Genomic DNA, 16,645 nt, shown 5'->3' on the forward strand with positions numbered 1-16,645 from the left:
AACTCAAGAAATTGCAAAAAAATACCTCTTCATAGCCAACAAGCAACCGTTGACTGAAGTCGACGGCAATAAATAGGAAATCGGCTAAAAAAATCTGTGGTTTAATTTCTGAATTTTGATCTTTAATCCTTCTACTTTTTCTCCTTATCTAAGACAGTAAAAACCTGTACTAATCTTTCTCCATTTTCATCAACTAAAGTTAAGGTATGTTTCCCTGGTGCCGGACTAATAGCCAATTGATGGTAATTGCTGGTGGTTGCTATGTATTCATTATCGATATGCCAGTAAATCTTGGAATTCTGATTCCGATGTGCAGCATTTAATACGATTTTACCTCTTGTTCCATCGAGTTCTAAAGGGATATAAACAATTGCACCGTTTTTAGGATAAATCAATTCCATCACATTATTACCGCCGTTGTTCTCACAGCCGATCATAAATGCAGGTAAGCTTTTGTAATCGCTATTTTTAATTTTATAATAATATTCCATCGCTGGCGGTAAAATAAACCAGCTTTTGTGTTGCATATTGGTTACGCTTTCGCACTGGTCGGTTACCCGGTAAGTTCCAGTTCTATCCAGATGAACCAGCTTGTGAAAAGGGCAGGCTGCTGTTTTCTCGCCAGAAGCGGGGATCCATTCATTCACAACATCAGGGCAATTTTCTCCTGCCTTGTAACCACTCTGTTTGCAGACTCTAGTTTTTCGAAGTTTTGTAGTTGGTGTTTCAAACCATTTTCCGTTAGGCAGCAACCTAAAAATATCAAATAAAACTGGTGCAGCGGCCTCAATACCAACCAACCCTGGGCGGCCCTCACCATCGGCATTGCCCACCCATACGCAGACCACATAATTCGGTGTCAGGCCAACCCCCCAGGCATCACGAAAGCCAAAACTCGTTCCCGTTTTCCACGCCACTCTTTGAGAGGATGAAAATTGCTCCCACAAACCTTCATCACCAGGGCGCATTACTTCTTCCATAGCATTAAAAGTTGCCCAAATAGCACCATGGTCAAAAAATGAATTGCGTTGATAATCTTTTTCATCCTTTTTATCGGAAGCAAAATAAGTAGCTTGATTATAATCGTTTGGATTATACAAACCTTTATAAGTGTTGAAGTGGTTCAAAGTACGAACCATGCCCATGTACGTATTGGCTAAATCCCACATGGTCACTTCACTACCACCTAAAATTAGCGATAAACCGTAATGGTCGGCAGGTTGATTCAAGGTACCTATTCCAAGCTTTTTTAGCTTATCATAAAAACGTTCATACTTATATTGCTGCAACATTTTTACCGCTGGAATGTTGAGGGAGCGGCTCAATGCTTTATCAGCTGAGATTGCACCATCGTATCCTAAATCATAGTTTTGCGGAGAATATCCGGCTATTTGAGTCGGGATGTCAGGAACCAAAGTGTGGGGCAAGATGAATCCGTCATTGAGCATGCTTGCATAAAGGAGTGGCTTCAATGTACTGCCCGGACTGCGTGGTGCTTTAATCATGTCTACATGACTCTCCAGATCGGCATTTTCAGGTTGGTAAATATTTCCAACATAACTAACCACATGCCCGGTTTTTGCATCCAGCACCAACGCAGAAATATTGTTAATGTCGTTTGCTCTATATCGGTTATTGTATCGCTTTAAAATTGAATTGATTTTAAGTTGAATATCTTCGTTCAGTGTCGATCTAATCTTGGTAGAACTTATCTCAAGACTTGCTCTTTCTGCTTTAAACCGGTTAAGTAAATGGGGTGCGTTTTGAGGTAAGGGAAGCGGTTTGCCAGGAACAGGTTCGAGTTTAGATAGATTCGCGGTAGCTTGGTCTATATATTTCAACCTAGCTAATTTATCCAGCAAATCGTTTCGTTTTTTTATTAAACGGGCAGAATTTTTGCCTGGATGAACCAGTGAAGGACTATTTGGAAGAACAGCCAAAGTGGCCATTTCACCCCAGGAAAGTGTCTTAGCATCACGGCCATAATAGCGCCAGCTTGCGGCTTCCAACCCGACAACATTACTGCCAAAGGGTGCATTGGCCGCATAAAGATTTATAATTTCTTCCTTTGAATACTTTAATTCTAAGCGTAAAGCCAAAATCACTTCTAACAACTTCTGCCAAATGGTTCGGTCTTGCTGTCGCGACAATCGAATTACCTGCATGGTTAGCGTACTGCCTCCACTCACAACACTTTTGGCTTTAAAGTTTTGTCGCATGGCTCGGCCCATCGCTAAAAAATCAAGGCCAAAATGATCGTAAAACCGTTTATCTTCAAAAGCAATAATGCAGGTTTTAAATTTTACCGCAACTGAATCAGCCACGGGGAAACGCCACTGACCATCGCTTGCAATAGCAGCACTAAGCAAATTTCCATTGTTGGCTTCAATAACAAAAGAGGTGGGAGATTTAAAGAGTTTTGAAGGTAAGGAAAAAAGAAAAACCAAAAGCATGACCAAACAAGCGATATCGGCGATTAAAAATGCTTTTGGGATTTTGCTCATTGGTTTTGTAAGAATCGATTTGCTTTATCACCCCTAACCCCTCCTAAAATAGGAGGGGAATTGTAAGAAATAAGGGTAATTTTCTGTATTTATTATTGGTTTTGGGATTAAACCCACCAGCTTAAAAATTATTGTAAAATTTTCAACCCGCAGTGTCTAATTCCCCTCCTTATTTTTAAGGAGGGGTTAGGGGGTGGTTTTTCATCGCCATTATGGCGTGAATTTTCTTAAAGAAACCACTATTTTACCACCTGCACCCATTTTCCAGCTTGTGTTGCTGAAATATCGTTGTTATACATCGCCTCACATTGAACTGCCGATAGATAATACTTTCCAACATACGACGCGTTGAGCAATACTTTGTACACCAGGCTTTCGTTTTCTCTGATATTGAAGTAGGTAAAAACCCGATCATCACGAATATCTTGATAAGTAAATGGAGATGAAGCCAGGATACTTTGGTTATCATTAACACGAGTGTTGATAATCTCCCAACCCGAAGGGAAAATTTGGGTTAACGCCATTTGTTCGTAATAGCCCATTCTTCCTGGATTTTTTACAGCTACTTCAGCATAAAAATCGGTTCCCTGTTTTAATGTTGTCGGATCTAAAGTTGTTCCGTTTAAACGTTTGTAGCTTACGTTCATATCCAAAACTTCAGGTCTGTTTGGTAAAAAGTTATTCTGACCTGCAACAGGTTGTCCTTCTAAAACCAAACGAACAAACAACACGTTATTGCCATTGTTGGTGATCGAAGCCGTACTGCCTTTGAAGCTAACTGGAGTGCTATTCAGATATTGATCTGAATTGACAGGAACTGATTTTCCATCTAACACGTATTGATATTGTAGTTTATTTGATGACTGATTAGAACCGCAGAACTTACCAATAGCCAATAAACTATAGGCCGTTGTTTGCGTACTGTACCAGGTATTTTCACCCAGTTTGGCAGCCAATGGTTGAAGTAAACTCGCCGCTTTTGCTTTTTGGCCAAGCAATGTAAGTGTCTCCAAAATCATTGCCTGATCGCGAACGTCAGAACCATAGGTGCCTCCGAGCTGTTTATAAGGCTGAATTGAAGTGTCTAATCCACTAATCATATTGGAGGCAACATTGCTTTGTCCGGCCAATTTGTACGCCGCTGCTAATCGCCATTTTGCGGCCACTGATAGATATTCGAATGCTTTCAAACGGTTCATTGCAGCCATTTCTGGTTTTTTTGCCAGCGCAAGCATGTATAAACGATATGCCTGAGATAAATCTCCGCCGTAAAAATTATTGCTATTAGGAGCCCAATTTGCAGCTTTTGTTTTTTGATAACGTAACAGCTCATCCAGCAAACCAACTGGTAATGTATAGCCAGCATTTTGAGCTTCCACTAAGAAATGACCAGCATAGTTAGTTCCCCATTCATCAGAACTGCCTTCGCCAGGCCAGTAAGATAAGCCTCCATCAGTGGTTTGGAAACCTTTCAATCGGGTAATTCCAGCCTTGATGTTTTTCTCTGTTTTGGCTTTTTGCTGTTCATTTAAAGGACTTAATCTATCCAGATACAATTGAGGGAAAATACCCGAAGTAGTTTGCTCAATACATCCGTGAGGATATTGAATTAAGTAACCCAATCGCTTGCCTAAATTAATAGCTGGAATTGAAGAAACCTCCAGTGAACCCGAATTGGTACCTGCCATCCCGATAGGTTGATAGTTTACCGCCCATTTGGTATGCGGTTGAACGGTAGCCGACACCACATTGGTGATATAAGGATTAGGATTTCTGATGTCCATCTCTACATCGTAGTCCGTTTTTTCGTTGCCACTTTGAGCAGTCACTTTCACTTTTGCGATGCCCACTTTATCTGGTGCTTTAACTTCAAAATAAGCCATTTGTTCACCAGTTTTTTGATAGTAGAGTTGTTGTTTATTTGTTCCCTGTACAATTAAATTACTCGCTTGAAGTTGAACAGAAACGTTTTTCAAGTTGTTTTCTGTGGCAAAAACAGTAACCGGTAACGTAAACGTTTCACCCGGACCAATAACCCGCGGTAGGGTAGCTAAAACCATTAAAGGCTTTTTAACCTGAACCGATTTTTCTGCAAAACCATAGGCGGCATCTTGTCCGGCAACTACCATCGCTCTTACTGCACCAATGTATTGTGGTAATTTGAATTTATGCGTTTTGCTTTCGCCTTTACCAATCGTATATGGCCCCATAAATTTCACCACCGCTTTAAATCGATTTGCCTTTGCAGGGTTTAGATTTTTATTAATGCTTCCATCGCCACCAATACTTAATATGCGTTCCAGATTTCCACCCCAAGCACCCAACACATAATCAAATAAATCCCATGTTTTAACACCTAAACCTTCTCGTGCATAAAATGCACCATGTGGATCTGGGGTTTTAAAACGTGTTAAATCCAATAGGCCTTCATCAACCAAAGCAATGGTATAAGTCATGGCTTTGCCGTTTTGTTCACCAACGGTGATCGTATTTTCGGTTTCAGGCTTAATTTTATCCAACATTTTAATTGTTGGTTTCAAAATTGTTTGCGGGTCTTCAACAGAAATAGGTATTGCACCGTACATCCTGATTGGTAGATCGTTTACCGTTTGCGCATGAGGCTGTAACAAGGTAATGTTCGCAAAAACGTTTGGCGCCATTTCTTTTTCTGCCTTAAATTTATATTGCGTTTGGCCGGCTTTGGTATCAATCCAAAACGTTTTTAAAACGCGACTTCCATTTTCGATAGAAATTAGTGCCCTGCCATCTTTTGCGGTTGGAATAGTTAAAGTAATGTCTTCGCCAACGGTAAATTTTCCTTTGTTAGCTGTAAACGATAACATCGATGCCTCTGTCGGATTTGCACTTTGTTCACGCTGTGCCCATCCCGGCCAATCTACATAAACTGATTTTCCGGTTACGTGACCACCATTTTCATCCCGAACTAGAATCAAATAACGACCCCATTCTGGTTCATCGATCCGTAAATTCCAACTGCCTTTTCCGTTTGATAAATTCACCTGGTGCGTTTCGACCAACTTATTGTATTGGTTTTGAGTAAAATTTGAATAGGTATATTGGTTATCTTGTTCCCACCACCAACGCCATTGCGTTTTATACAATTCTATTTGAACAGTTTTACTTCCAGCCAATAATTTTCCATCAGTATTTACATTTACGATGTCAATTTTATGATCTTTTCCAGTTACCAGCATACCGCTTAGCTTATCGCCTTTTTCCGGACGGACACCAAGATAGCTCTTATAAACATGGTAAGGAATGCTGAAGTTATCAATACTGAAATTACCACCTGGCTCGAAAACTTTTGTAGTAAAGTTGGCTCTTAAAACCCCCGGAGCAGTATTGTTCTCATTTAAATTGGTATTGATTTGGGCACTTCCAGCTCCATTTAAAGAACCCTCGAAAATAGTTTTTACCTGAGATTCGAAATTAATGGTAGGATTATCAAAACTAAAACCTTCAAAACCTTTAAACTTGGTCTCGGTAGTATTTAAGTTAACATCAACCTTAGCTTTTAAATTTTGCGCCGGAGAACCGAAAAGCCATTTAGCCGTTAAGGTTGCCGCAGATGTACCAGAACTCAAATAAGTTCTGTTGCCTACATTAAAATCAATTTTTAAACGGTTGGGCATTACCGTTTCAATCTTAAGCGTTTTAGTAAATGTAGCGCCACCAGCTTTTACTTTTGCCATCCAGTTTCCAGTAGGGGCGGTATTTTCGGTTGAAGTTTTGAAACTGTAAAATCCATTTAACGGTTTGCCGTTAATCAACCGTTTATATAACTGCCCTTTCGGGTTATAGAACTCCATGGTCACTGGATAGTTGGCAGGTAATTTTTTCTGCTTGTCTTCTAATATAAATGACACAAATAAACTATCGCCCGGACGCCAAACGCCGCGTTCTCCATAAATAAATCCTTTCAAACCACTTTGAACAACGTCACCACCCACATCAAAGCGACTCAATGGCAATGAACTTCCATCATCTAATTTTAAATAGCCACGCTCCGAGCCATTTTTTGCAATTAAAAGAAATGGTTGTCGTTTCAAATCGAATCTGGCAAAACCATCTCCATCTGTTTTAGTGGTAAAAATAATTTGCTTTTGATAATCCATTAATTCAAGATCGATACCGCTTAAAGGTTTTGCCGTTAATAAATCAGTGGCTACAATGAGCATGCTATTATCATTTCCACGTTTCGCAACCAAACCAATGTTCGATGCAATTAAATTTCTGCTGGCCCAACGTTGGGTGGTATAAAATGATGAGGTACATGGATTATCTTTATCAGCCCAACGATAGTTTTGTGGGTAATAATTGTTATAACGCATCCAAAAATCGTCATCTTCGTCAATTTTCTCCCCGTAACTATCGCCATCTCCATATTCTTCTTCGCCGTCTCCATCGCCTGCCGTTTCTTCACCGGCTTTACAGTTATAGGCATTATATTCTCGGCGAAAAGCAATGGTAACCCGATACATAGCACCCGGTTCAGTACGAATCATCTTATCCAAATCTAAAGTGAAACGATTTTTCTTATGAAGGTTTAAAGATTTATCCTCATCTAAACGAACTGTTTTTTGAAGGATTGGCTTAGCTACCCGTCGGAGTTCATTACCATCTTTGTAACTATTGGTTTGGAAAAATTGAGGGATGTTATTTTCGTATATTTTGATTACCGTTACATCTACAGCTTTTAAATTGATGGCCTCAAAAGGCAAAACCAACTTACCTGAATTTGGCAGGATTGTTCCTCCACCAGCTATAGTTACCGAAGGAATCTTGTCTTCGAAAACCAGATTTGCTGTTTTTCCACCTGTTAACGTTTTGCCATTAATATTTTCTACGCCGTTGTTCACGTTGAAAATATAATCGCCTTTCAGCTCTTCAGCGGCGTAAACTTTAACCTGGCTGGCATCTATGGTGTAACGCAAATCACTCAGGTTACCAAGTGAAATCAATCCGGTTAAATCTTGCCCTACACCAATCGGCTCCGAAAATTGCACCAAAGCGTAATCTTCTTCACCTTGGATGGCTTTCATATCCAAAATTTCGAACTTGCTTAAAGAAGGAATTCTAATTTCTTCTTCACCTTTTTGGTCAGCATCAATGGCATCTCCATCCCATTCAATTTTCAAAGTTTGATCGGATGCCTTTTTCTTAATGCTATCGATAGTGAATTTCGAAATGTTTTTCGCAGGGTCGTGTTGCCATTTTACTTTTAATTTTTGATCAAAATCCAGCTCAATGATCTTTTCAATCTTAGAAATTTCTTCAGCATCTGCCGTTGCTACTTCTCCGGTTAACTTCATGTAATCCATAGAAGTATTATTTTGAGAAACCAAACCATTTTGGGAAAGCATCACGCCAGGCGTAATCACCTTAAACTCAAAATCGAAATCTTCCAAACCTTTTTCGGTGGCAGAAACTTCAGAGAGTTTAAAAGTAGCTTCATATTCTTTGCCTGGTTTCATAGGTTCATCTGGACGGAATTCCACAGTTTGCGGATCTATCCAATAGGTTTTTCCAGAGATGGATGGCGAAAAATCGAATAAGTCTCTTGAATCAGCCTTGCCTAAATCTTGCATTCCACTAGCAGCATTGGCTAAATGTACCCGAATAAAACTCTTTTTTGAGATGGTACCTGAGGTATAAGCCTCAATGTATTTTGCATAAGCCTGGTTCTCTTCATTTGTTTTTTTCTTGCGACCAAAATAAATAAAGAGAATTGCTGCAATTGAAATCGCCAGTAATCCAATAAAAATAAATTTCTTTTTTGAGGATGATTGATAGGTAGAGGGCTGTTCCATTTTCTAAATGCTGATTAGATGTGATTCAAAATAAACTAAAATTCTCGTTAAACTGAATTTTGTTGAAAATTAGGGTCTTGTTGGGATTTAGCTACTTAAAATTTGTATATCCATAAAGCTATTCTTTTTTAATTATCGATTTTTTCCAGATGTATATTTGTAGAAACTTCTTTATTTTCTGCCCGCTTCGAACTATTATTTGTATTGATTTGCTTGATACTTTTACACATTTGAACTTCCTTTAGCGTTTTCTATTTGTACTTTTCGTTGGATTTAGATAAGTTTACAAATCACCTAAAAAAACCAGATATGTTTAAGAAACTCGTTATTTTTTCCGTTCTCATTATGATAGTAAATTTTTCTTTTGCGCAAAAAAATGAAGTGGAGAATGCAGTAAACAAGCTAACGAAACTGATGGTTACTCCTGATAGTTTAGCCTTAGATAAGTTGATTTTGAATAATTTAAGTTATGGCCACTCCAGTGGAAAAATAGAAACCAAACAACAGTTTATGCAATCGCTATTGTCTGGATCATCTGACTTTGTTGATATTAACTTAACCGATCAAACGGTTACCATTCAGAATAAAACAGCTTTGGTGCGCCACACGCTAAATGCGAAAACCAACGATAAAAATGTTCCCGGAAATGTGAAATTAAATATCCTGCTGGTTTGGAGTAAGGAAAGAGCAGGGTGGAAGTTGCTTGGTAGACAAGCGGTTAAGGTGCCTTAGTTAGTCCAAAGTCTCTAGTCCGGAGTCTTGCGTTTTGGATTTAGATAGTAATCAATCGGCTTTTCTGCAGCTAAGGTTTGACTTCTGACTCAGCACTCACGACTCATTTGATCATCACACCTGGTCTGTTAACCAGCGGAATTTTAATCAAATTAGAATCGATAATACTTTCAGGAAGGAAAATAAATTTCTTATCGTAAATGGTTGAACCGACATAATAGCTTAACCAATATTCATTCGTTAACCCGAAAACTTCTGGATCAATGGCTTCAACGCCCTTGAAATCCTGAGCTTTCATATCGCCAATGAAATGCCTTAATACAGAGGTTTTAACTTGCTTGCCATCTTTTTCACCATAACCTTTTGAGCTGATTAAAACATTTGTAATTGGCTCGTTTTTTAAGTTAACAAGATAAACAGTCCAGTTTTTTACTTCTGGAGTTTCACTCATTAATACAACAGCCATTGCAATATCTTCAACTGAATTTTCTGGTAAATCGGCTTTCATTGAGATTAAGGATAAAAGAACAAGGAACAAAGACCAAGAATTTTTAGGAATTTACTTCTAATCTTTAGTCCTTGTTATTTTTTTTGTTCTAAATTATTTTTTGGATAAAAGAACAAGGACTATATTTTTAAGGTATTTATCCTTAATCCTTGTTCCTTACTCTTTATTCGAGGTTTACTTCTTACTTGCTACAGTCTTTTTTGCCGGAGCTTTCTTCTTAGCAGGAGCTTTTTTCTTCACTTCAAAAGCTTTAGGTACCTGTTCAACAATCATTTTTTTAATTACCTCCAAATCTACATCAGCCAATTCTTCAGCTGTATATTTTTGTTTAGTAGCTTCGTTGTTTCTTAATTTCAGCATCAATTTGCCAAAACGAATGAAGGGTCCCCAACGGCCATTTTCGACTGAAATTTTTTCAGCATCCCAAGTTTTGATATAGCGGTTAGCCTCTTTTTCTACTTTTTTGCCAATTAGTGTCTCGATATCAGCTTGCGTTAAATTATCAAAATCGTAACCTTTAGCGGGAATATTGATAAATAAGTCGTTCCATTTGATGAAAGGACCAAAACGACCCTTGCCTTTAGTTACACCTAAACCCTCATAATAGGCGATAGGTGCATCGGCATCCATTTTCTCTTGTATAATTTGAACAGCTCTATCATAAGTAACAGAAAGAGGCTCTTCATTTTTAGGTAGCGAAATAAAAGCCTCGCCCCATTTAACGTAAGGTCCGAAACGGCCTACACCAATCATTACCTCTTTGCCTTCAAAATCGGGTAATTGCATTGGTAATTTAAACAATTCCAGTGCTTCATCTAATGTTATAGTAGCCACTGATTGGCTACGCATTAAACTCGCATAACGTGGTTTCTCTTCTTCATCAAGCTCGCCAATCTGAACCAGCGGACCAAACTTACCAACCTTTGTGTAAACATTTTTACCTGTCGCCGGATCCAGCCCTAATAAGCGTTCACCTGTGGCACGTTCTGCTGTCTCTAAAGTCGTTTCAACTTCCGAATGGAAAGGATTGTAGAATGAGTGTAGCATTTTGGTCCATTCCTGCAAACCTTGGGCAATCTCGTCAAATTCTTTCTCCACTTTAGCTGTGAAGTTGAAATCTACAATTCCTTTGAAATGTTCAACTAAAAAATCGTTTACCACTTCGCCAATATCAGTAGGGAAGAGCTTCTGTTTTTCAGCACCCGTAATTTCTGATTTCGTATCCTTGGTTACTTTTCCATCAGCCAAAATAATGGCTGTAAATTTACGCTGTTTACCATCTCTATCTTCTTTAACCACATAACCACGATTTTGAACCGTCGAAATGGTTGGTGCATAAGTAGAAGGACGGCCGATGCCCAGTTCTTCCAGCTTCTTAACTAAACTGGCCTCCGTATATCTTGCTGGCGGACGAGAATAACGTTCCGTTGCCTGCATTTCTTTTAAAAATAATTCTTGCCCTTTGGCTAAGGGAGGTAAAATTGAACCGCCTTCTTTTTCTTCGCCTTCATCATCATCCGTAGATTCTAAATAAACTTTTAAGAAACCATCAAACTTCAAAACTTCTCCCTCTGCAACTAAATGCTCTTTTCTGGTAGATGCCGTAATTTGAGCAGTTGTTTTTTCGAATAACGCTTCGCTCATTTGCGATGCGATGGAGCGTTTCCAGATTAAATCGTACAAACGTTTTTCAGAAATATCGCCATCAACAGTATGTCGATCGAAATAGGTGGGGCGGATGGCTTCGTGAGCTTCCTGTGCACCTGCCGATTTTGTTCTGTAAACTCTTTGTTGGTGGTATTTGTCGCCATATGCCGATTTAATTTCAGCGGCAGCAGCGTTTAAAGCAGTTTCTGATAGGTTTACAGAATCTGTTCTCATGTAAGTAATCTTTCCGGCCTCGTATAAGCGTTGCGCAACCTGCATTGTCCTTGCTACCGGGAATCCTAATTTACGCGATGCTTCCTGCTGTAGGGTAGAAGTCGTAAATGGCGCAGCAGGATTACGTTTTGCCGGCTTGGTTTCTAAGCTAGTGATGTCAAACTTAGCTGAAGCACAGTCTTGAAGAAATTTTTCTGCATCGGCTTCACTTTCGAATCGTTGTGGCAATTCGGCCTTAACAACCTCTTTTCCTTTACCTGTAGAAAATTGAGCAGTGATTTTATATGCAGCAGCAGCCTTGAAGTTTTGAACTTCTCTTTCTCTATCAACAATTAAACGAACTGCTACAGATTGCACACGACCTGCTGAAAGAGAGGGTTTAACCTTCTTCCACAATACAGGGGAAAGTTCGAAACCTACTAATCGATCTAAAACACGACGAGCCTGCTGTGCATTCACTAAATTATAGTCAATACTTCGTGGGCTATCTATTGCTTTTAAGATTGCAGGTTTTGTTATTTCATGGAAAACAATACGTTTTGTTTTTTCTACTTTCAGTCCTAAAGTTTCAAACAAGTGCCAGGAAATGGCTTCCCCTTCACGGTCCTCATCGGATGCTAGCCATACCATTTCGGCATCTTTAGCAAGTTTCTTTAATTCGGCTACTAATGCCTTTTTATCGGCAGGCACTTCATAGGTCTGGGCAAAATCGTTTGCAATATCAATCGCCATATCGCCTTTAGCTAAATCCCGAATATGGCCATAGCTCGATTTCACAAGGAAATCTTTGCCTAGGTAGCCTTCTATAGTTTTAGCTTTTGCGGGAGACTCGACGATTAATAAGTTTTTAGCCATGAAATAACGATTTTGTGCAAATAAAGCTATAATTAAAGTATAAATCCAAACTTGCGCATTATTTAATACAATTTTTTTTTGAATTTTTCTTGAAATTTAACGTCAGAAAAGCTTCATTGACCCGAATCATCACTTAATTTATCACTGCATTTATTTTTTGCCAAAGCGCATTATCAAATCCCGAAACGGCGAACGAAGGATTGGCTGGGTCAGAGGCATTACCCATACGCACGATAACCATACTTTTGCTCGGTATTACATAAATACGTTGGTCTGATGCGCCCATAGCAGCATACATATCACCTGGCGCATTCGTAACTAAACTGCCTTGAAAAATACTTTGACTTCCCGGTATCATATGACTCCCTTTACCATTTAACCACCATAAATAACCATAAGAAGGATTTATATTTTGTGATGTATTTGTGCTTTCAGAGAAGAAGGTTTCATTTAAAATTTGCTCGTTGTTCCATTTTCCCTTGTTTAAGGCTAGCAAACCAAATCTGGCCATGCTTCTGGTATTGCTGTTATATATTTTAAAAATAAATCCGTCATTCCAAAAACCATCCATACCTATTTTATTTTTTATTTTGGTATTGAAATAGGCTTCAAAACTTTGCTTGCTTGCTGCAGAAACCACATCCATCAGTTTTTGAAAAACATTAGCATAGGCCCACCGATTCCCAGCATCAGCTACATAAGTCAATTTCGATTTGATCACTAATTCGCTGCTTTCATCCAATCCTGATGTCATAGTTAAGAGATGTTTTACGTTAATTAGATTTTCTTTGACGATAGGTTCGCTGGTCCAACCCATGCCTAGATACTGAGATACTGCATTGTTTAAGTTTAATAGGTTTTCTTGTTGGGCAATACCGGTTGTGGCAGAAACGAGTGTTTTACCGGCACTATTCCATTCCCAGGTGGCGTCTTTTGTATGACCATTAAAATATTCTTCCAATACAATCCTTCCGTTAACTAAAATCATAAATGATTTAGAATTTTTCTCTGCAAGATATTTTTTTAAGTCCTCTACAGCATTTTGTTTCCAGCCGAGACTCGAAATCGATTTTGTTTCCCAATCACTTGAAGTCGTAGGAGGAAAGTACATGTGCTCAGAATTTGTCGGAGCTGGTTCATCAACTTTCTTTTTGCATGCAAGAAGTGATACAGATATAATTATAAGTATGATTTTAATTTTCATAGCAACAAAGTTTGGTTCATTGGTACGACATAGATTTATACTTTTGGTTTAATTTTGAGGATTATCATTTAATTTACATGCAAATCACATGAGTGAAAACTATTTGTGTCTATATTCGTATATAAAAACAAAAAACAATGATCAATACTATCCTTATCCTATTAAACTTTTTGGTGCCAAATCCGCCAAAGAATGTTTACGATTTCAGCTTCAAAACTATTGATGGCAAAGAGGTCAAATTATCTAAATTTAAAGGCAAGAAAATTTTAATTGTCAACACGGCCTCCAAATGTGGATTTACGCCGCAATATGAAGATTTAGAAAAACTCCAAAAGCAATACGGTAAAAAAGTGGTGCTAATTGGCTTTCCAGCAGGCAATTTCGGTGGACAAGAGTTTTCTACCAATGCTGAAATTAAAGAGTTTTGCACTGGCAAATACAATGTATCTTTCATGCTTGCCGAAAAAAGCAGTGTAAAAGGCGATGATATTAGTCCGCTGTTTAAATATTTAACTTCGCAAACCAACACCGAAGAACAAGGTGATATTAAATGGAACTTTGAAAAGTTTTTGATAAATGAAAAAGGGGAGTTGGTTCACCGTTTCCGCTCAAAAACAAAACCAATGGATCAGGCGATTGTGAAGAATTTATAAAAGGCTGGAAGGTTGATGGATAAAAAGCTCGATGGTTAGACCCTCGAGCTTATTACCTTCAACCTTCCACCATTTGCATTTAGCTCTTCTCTAAAACGCTTTTCCAAACTAGTGCGCTCAATACTGCACCTACAATTGGCGCCGCAACAAATAGCCATACTTGTTTTAAAGCTTCTCCTCCAGCCAATATCGCCGGGCCAATGCTACGGGCAGGATTTACTGAAACTCCTGTGATTTTGATGCCTACAATATGAATGAGTACCAATGAAAGACCAATGGCTAAGCCTGCGAAACCACCATTGATATTTTTAGTAGAGGTTGCTCCAAATATCACCAACAAGAAAATAAAGGTGAATACAGCTTCAGCAATGAATGCAGCAGTAGAGTTATACTCTGCAAAATAACCTTTTCCCCAGCCGTTCGAGCCTAAAGCCCATTCTTTCATTTCAAAATTTTCCTGGTTACTTACAATTAGATAGAGCAAACCAGCACCTGCAATAGCACCCAAAATTTGGGCAACAATATAATATGCTGCTTCTCCGGCTTTCATACGGCCAGCTACTACCATACCAATGGAAATTGCCGGGTTAATGTGACAGCCGGAAATGTGCCCGATCGCGTAAGCCATCGCAACAACAGATAAGCCAAATGCAAAAGAAATACCGAGTAGGCCAACGCCCGTAGTGCCGTCTGCACCGGCTATTACTGCGCTACCGCAACCCATTAAAACTAATACTAAAGTGCCTAGAAATTCGGCGCTAAATTTTGAGAATTTACTTGTCTCCATTTTATTTTTATTAAAAGATTAAAAAAAACAATAGGGGGAGATTTTGCTCAAATGTAAATTAAAAATTATGATTTTAAAATTAGGGCTTTATATATTCTGAATTGAAGTGGTTTGGAAAGAGAAAGGGGCTTAAATCCTTAAGCCCCGAATAAACCAAACAAACTATTTATGAAGTATATAGATAACCAATAGCTCAAAAAAAAGTTTGAAAAAAAATAAATTTACTATTTTGCTTTGAGAGATTTTTTTCTAAGCTTATCTAAACCCATTTTTTTAACTAAATAAGTTTAACTGATCAGGAACGTATTCCGTTGGATTAAAATGGTATGTAGATTTTTGAACGTTGTTATTATTTACATAAAATAACGGAGTTTCCTGATCACGCGATGCTACCTGAACAAACGTTTCTCCGGCTACGTTTTTGAAAATTTCCTCAACTAAAACAGGGTTATTATTATCTTTTGAAAGGTGACTAAGCAATAGGTGGGTCATAAAAGCAGGCTTATGATTTTGAAAAAGCTCAAGGGCCTGTGTGTTGCTTAAGTGCCCGTGGCCACTTGTAATTCTTCGCTTTAAAAAATAAGGGTAGCTTCCGCTAGCGAGCATGTTGGGACAATAATTTGCCTCTAAAAATGCTGCATGGCAGGTTTTGAACTGCGTAATCAATCTATCGCAAATGGCGCCAATATCAGTAAAAACTCCAACCCGCACATCATTGCATTCTATGGTAAAGCTATACGGATCTGCAGCATCATGAAATTTAGAAAAAGCAAGAATGTTCAATTTGCCTATTTTAATTTCTTGTAAATGAGAAATAGTAAAAACATTATCTTCAATTAAAGTCAGCTTGCTGCTCTTATAAGTAGGCGTACTAATATAAACAGGTAGCTGATGTTTTTTTGCGAAAACGCTTAAACCTTTGATGTGATCGCTATGTTCGTGTGAGATGAAAATGGCTTTGATTTTTTTTAAAGATAAACCTAGCCGATTGATTCGGGTTTCTACCTCTTTACAAGTCAATCCGACATCTACCAAAACGGCTTCGTCATCGTTACCAATGTAATAACAATTGCCGTTGCTGCCCGAATTTATAGAGGTAAAATATAATGCCATTTTGAATTTGCAAGGTACGGCTTATTTGCATAATCATAAAGTAAATTATACCCTTGCACCATTATGTTCTACCAAACGAGATAGTAAAGGGAGAAAAGCTTGTATAAGCATAATCTCTTCTGTTGAGAAAATCTTTTCCATCGTTTGTACAAGCCACTCTTCTTTAATTTTTCTTGTGGCGATGATATGTTTTTCGCCCAGTTTAGTTAAGCTGATAAAAGTTTTTCGTTTGTCGTCTGCACTTGGTTGGCGTTCGACACATTTCGCCTCTACCAACCGATTGATGATTTGAGAGATTGCCTGCTTAGAAACCCGTTCCAAATCTGCCAGCTCTGTAGATAACATTTTACCATGCTGTTCCAGTAACGACATCGTCAGTAGTTCAGCATTACTAAATGAAGAACTCACATTCTGTTTCCGCAACTGTCTGGTTAAACGGGTAACTGTGCTTCTTAATTTAGCGGCAATTTCTTGAGTTTCTGTTTGCATTTTTAGTAAATAAGCTTTACAAATATACGGTAAATATTAATTTATTATTCTCTCCTGATCCAAAATAATGTCTCGTTTATGATTTTAA

10 protein-coding genes are annotated in these 16,645 nt (G+C 38.4%); 2 read left to right on the forward strand and 8 right to left on the reverse strand.

The window, feature by feature from the left end; all coding sequences use genetic code 11:
- Positions 1 to 131: 131 nt before the first annotated feature.
- Together pbpC and ACZZZK_RS22505 are read right to left on the reverse strand one after the other, a co-directional pair.
- On the reverse strand, positions 132 to 2,504 hold the full coding sequence (gene pbpC, locus ACZZZK_RS22500) for a penicillin-binding protein 1C (protein WP_463486097.1): 2,373 nt from the start codon (positions 2,502 to 2,504) through the stop codon (positions 132 to 134).
- A gap of 239 nt (positions 2,505 to 2,743) precedes the next feature.
- Positions 2,744 to 8,335, reverse strand: a complete 5,592-nt coding sequence (locus ACZZZK_RS22505; protein ID WP_463486098.1) for an alpha-2-macroglobulin family protein — start codon at positions 8,333 to 8,335, stop codon at positions 2,744 to 2,746.
- A 309-nt stretch (positions 8,336 to 8,644) separates the two neighbouring features.
- Here ACZZZK_RS22505 and ACZZZK_RS22510 point away from each other — a divergent pair, with 309 nt between their 5' ends.
- Positions 8,645 to 9,067, forward strand: coding sequence for a nuclear transport factor 2 family protein (locus ACZZZK_RS22510; protein WP_463486099.1), 423 nt, complete (start codon positions 8,645 to 8,647; stop codon positions 9,065 to 9,067).
- A 103-nt stretch (positions 9,068 to 9,170) separates the two neighbouring features.
- Here ACZZZK_RS22510 and ACZZZK_RS22515 read toward each other — a convergent pair whose 3' ends face one another.
- The 3 genes from ACZZZK_RS22515 to ACZZZK_RS22525 all read right to left on the reverse strand — a co-directional run bounded on the left by ACZZZK_RS22515 (position 9,171) and on the right by ACZZZK_RS22525 (position 13,515).
- On the reverse strand, positions 9,171 to 9,575 hold the full coding sequence (locus ACZZZK_RS22515; protein ID WP_463486100.1) for a hypothetical protein: 405 nt from the start codon (positions 9,573 to 9,575) through the stop codon (positions 9,171 to 9,173).
- Between the two features lie 174 nt (positions 9,576 to 9,749).
- Positions 9,750 to 12,311, reverse strand: a complete 2,562-nt coding sequence (topA, locus tag ACZZZK_RS22520) for a type I DNA topoisomerase (RefSeq protein WP_463486101.1) — start codon at positions 12,309 to 12,311, stop codon at positions 9,750 to 9,752.
- Between the two features lie 133 nt (positions 12,312 to 12,444).
- Positions 12,445 to 13,515 (reverse strand): serine hydrolase domain-containing protein, encoded by a 1,071-nt coding sequence (locus tag ACZZZK_RS22525; RefSeq protein ID WP_463486102.1) that lies wholly within the window; start codon positions 13,513 to 13,515, stop codon positions 12,445 to 12,447.
- A 137-nt stretch (positions 13,516 to 13,652) separates the two neighbouring features.
- On the opposite strand from ACZZZK_RS22525, the gene ACZZZK_RS22530 reads away from it, so the two are divergent.
- Positions 13,653 to 14,168, forward strand: coding sequence for a glutathione peroxidase (locus tag ACZZZK_RS22530; RefSeq protein WP_056850054.1), 516 nt, complete (start codon positions 13,653 to 13,655; stop codon positions 14,166 to 14,168).
- 79 nt (positions 14,169 to 14,247) lie between these two features.
- On the opposite strand, the gene aqpZ is transcribed toward ACZZZK_RS22530, so the two are convergent.
- The 3 genes from aqpZ to ACZZZK_RS22545 form a co-directional block, all read right to left on the reverse strand.
- The gene (gene aqpZ, locus ACZZZK_RS22535; protein ID WP_265801031.1) at positions 14,248 to 14,955 is read right to left on the reverse strand and encodes an aquaporin Z; all 708 of its coding nucleotides are present in this window, start codon (positions 14,953 to 14,955) and stop codon (positions 14,248 to 14,250) included.
- A gap of 273 nt (positions 14,956 to 15,228) precedes the next feature.
- A complete protein-coding gene (locus ACZZZK_RS22540; protein ID WP_463486103.1) occupies positions 15,229 to 16,068 on the reverse strand; it encodes an MBL fold metallo-hydrolase in 840 nt (279 codons plus the stop codon).
- 45 nt (positions 16,069 to 16,113) lie between these two features.
- Positions 16,114 to 16,557, reverse strand: a complete 444-nt coding sequence (locus ACZZZK_RS22545) for a MarR family winged helix-turn-helix transcriptional regulator (protein ID WP_463486104.1) — start codon at positions 16,555 to 16,557, stop codon at positions 16,114 to 16,116.
- Positions 16,558 to 16,645: the final 88 nt, after the last annotated feature.

Source organism: Pedobacter sp. AC163 (assembly GCF_979258665.1).

Excerpts from the sequence above, each read along its gene's own strand:
- topA (WP_463486101.1), bottom strand. The coding sequence starts at position 12,311 with ATGGCTAAAAACTTATTAATCGTCGAGTCTCCCGCAAAAGCTAAAACT.
- ACZZZK_RS22545 (WP_463486104.1), bottom strand. The coding sequence starts at position 16,557 with ATGCAAACAGAAACTCAAGAAATTGCCGCTAAATTAAGAAGCACAGTT.
- pbpC (WP_463486097.1), bottom strand. The coding sequence starts at position 2,504 with ATGAGCAAAATCCCAAAAGCATTTTTAATCGCCGATATCGCTTGTTTG.
- ACZZZK_RS22530 (WP_056850054.1), top strand. The coding sequence starts at position 13,653 with ATGATCAATACTATCCTTATCCTATTAAACTTTTTGGTGCCAAATCCG.
- ACZZZK_RS22510 (WP_463486099.1), top strand. The coding sequence starts at position 8,645 with ATGTTTAAGAAACTCGTTATTTTTTCCGTTCTCATTATGATAGTAAAT.
- ACZZZK_RS22525 (WP_463486102.1), bottom strand. The coding sequence starts at position 13,515 with ATGAAAATTAAAATCATACTTATAATTATATCTGTATCACTTCTTGCA.
- ACZZZK_RS22515 (WP_463486100.1), bottom strand. The coding sequence starts at position 9,575 with ATGAAAGCCGATTTACCAGAAAATTCAGTTGAAGATATTGCAATGGCT.
- aqpZ (WP_265801031.1), bottom strand. The coding sequence starts at position 14,955 with ATGGAGACAAGTAAATTCTCAAAATTTAGCGCCGAATTTCTAGGCACT.
- ACZZZK_RS22505 (WP_463486098.1), bottom strand. The coding sequence starts at position 8,335 with ATGGAACAGCCCTCTACCTATCAATCATCCTCAAAAAAGAAATTTATT.
- ACZZZK_RS22540 (WP_463486103.1), bottom strand. The coding sequence starts at position 16,068 with ATGGCATTATATTTTACCTCTATAAATTCGGGCAGCAACGGCAATTGT.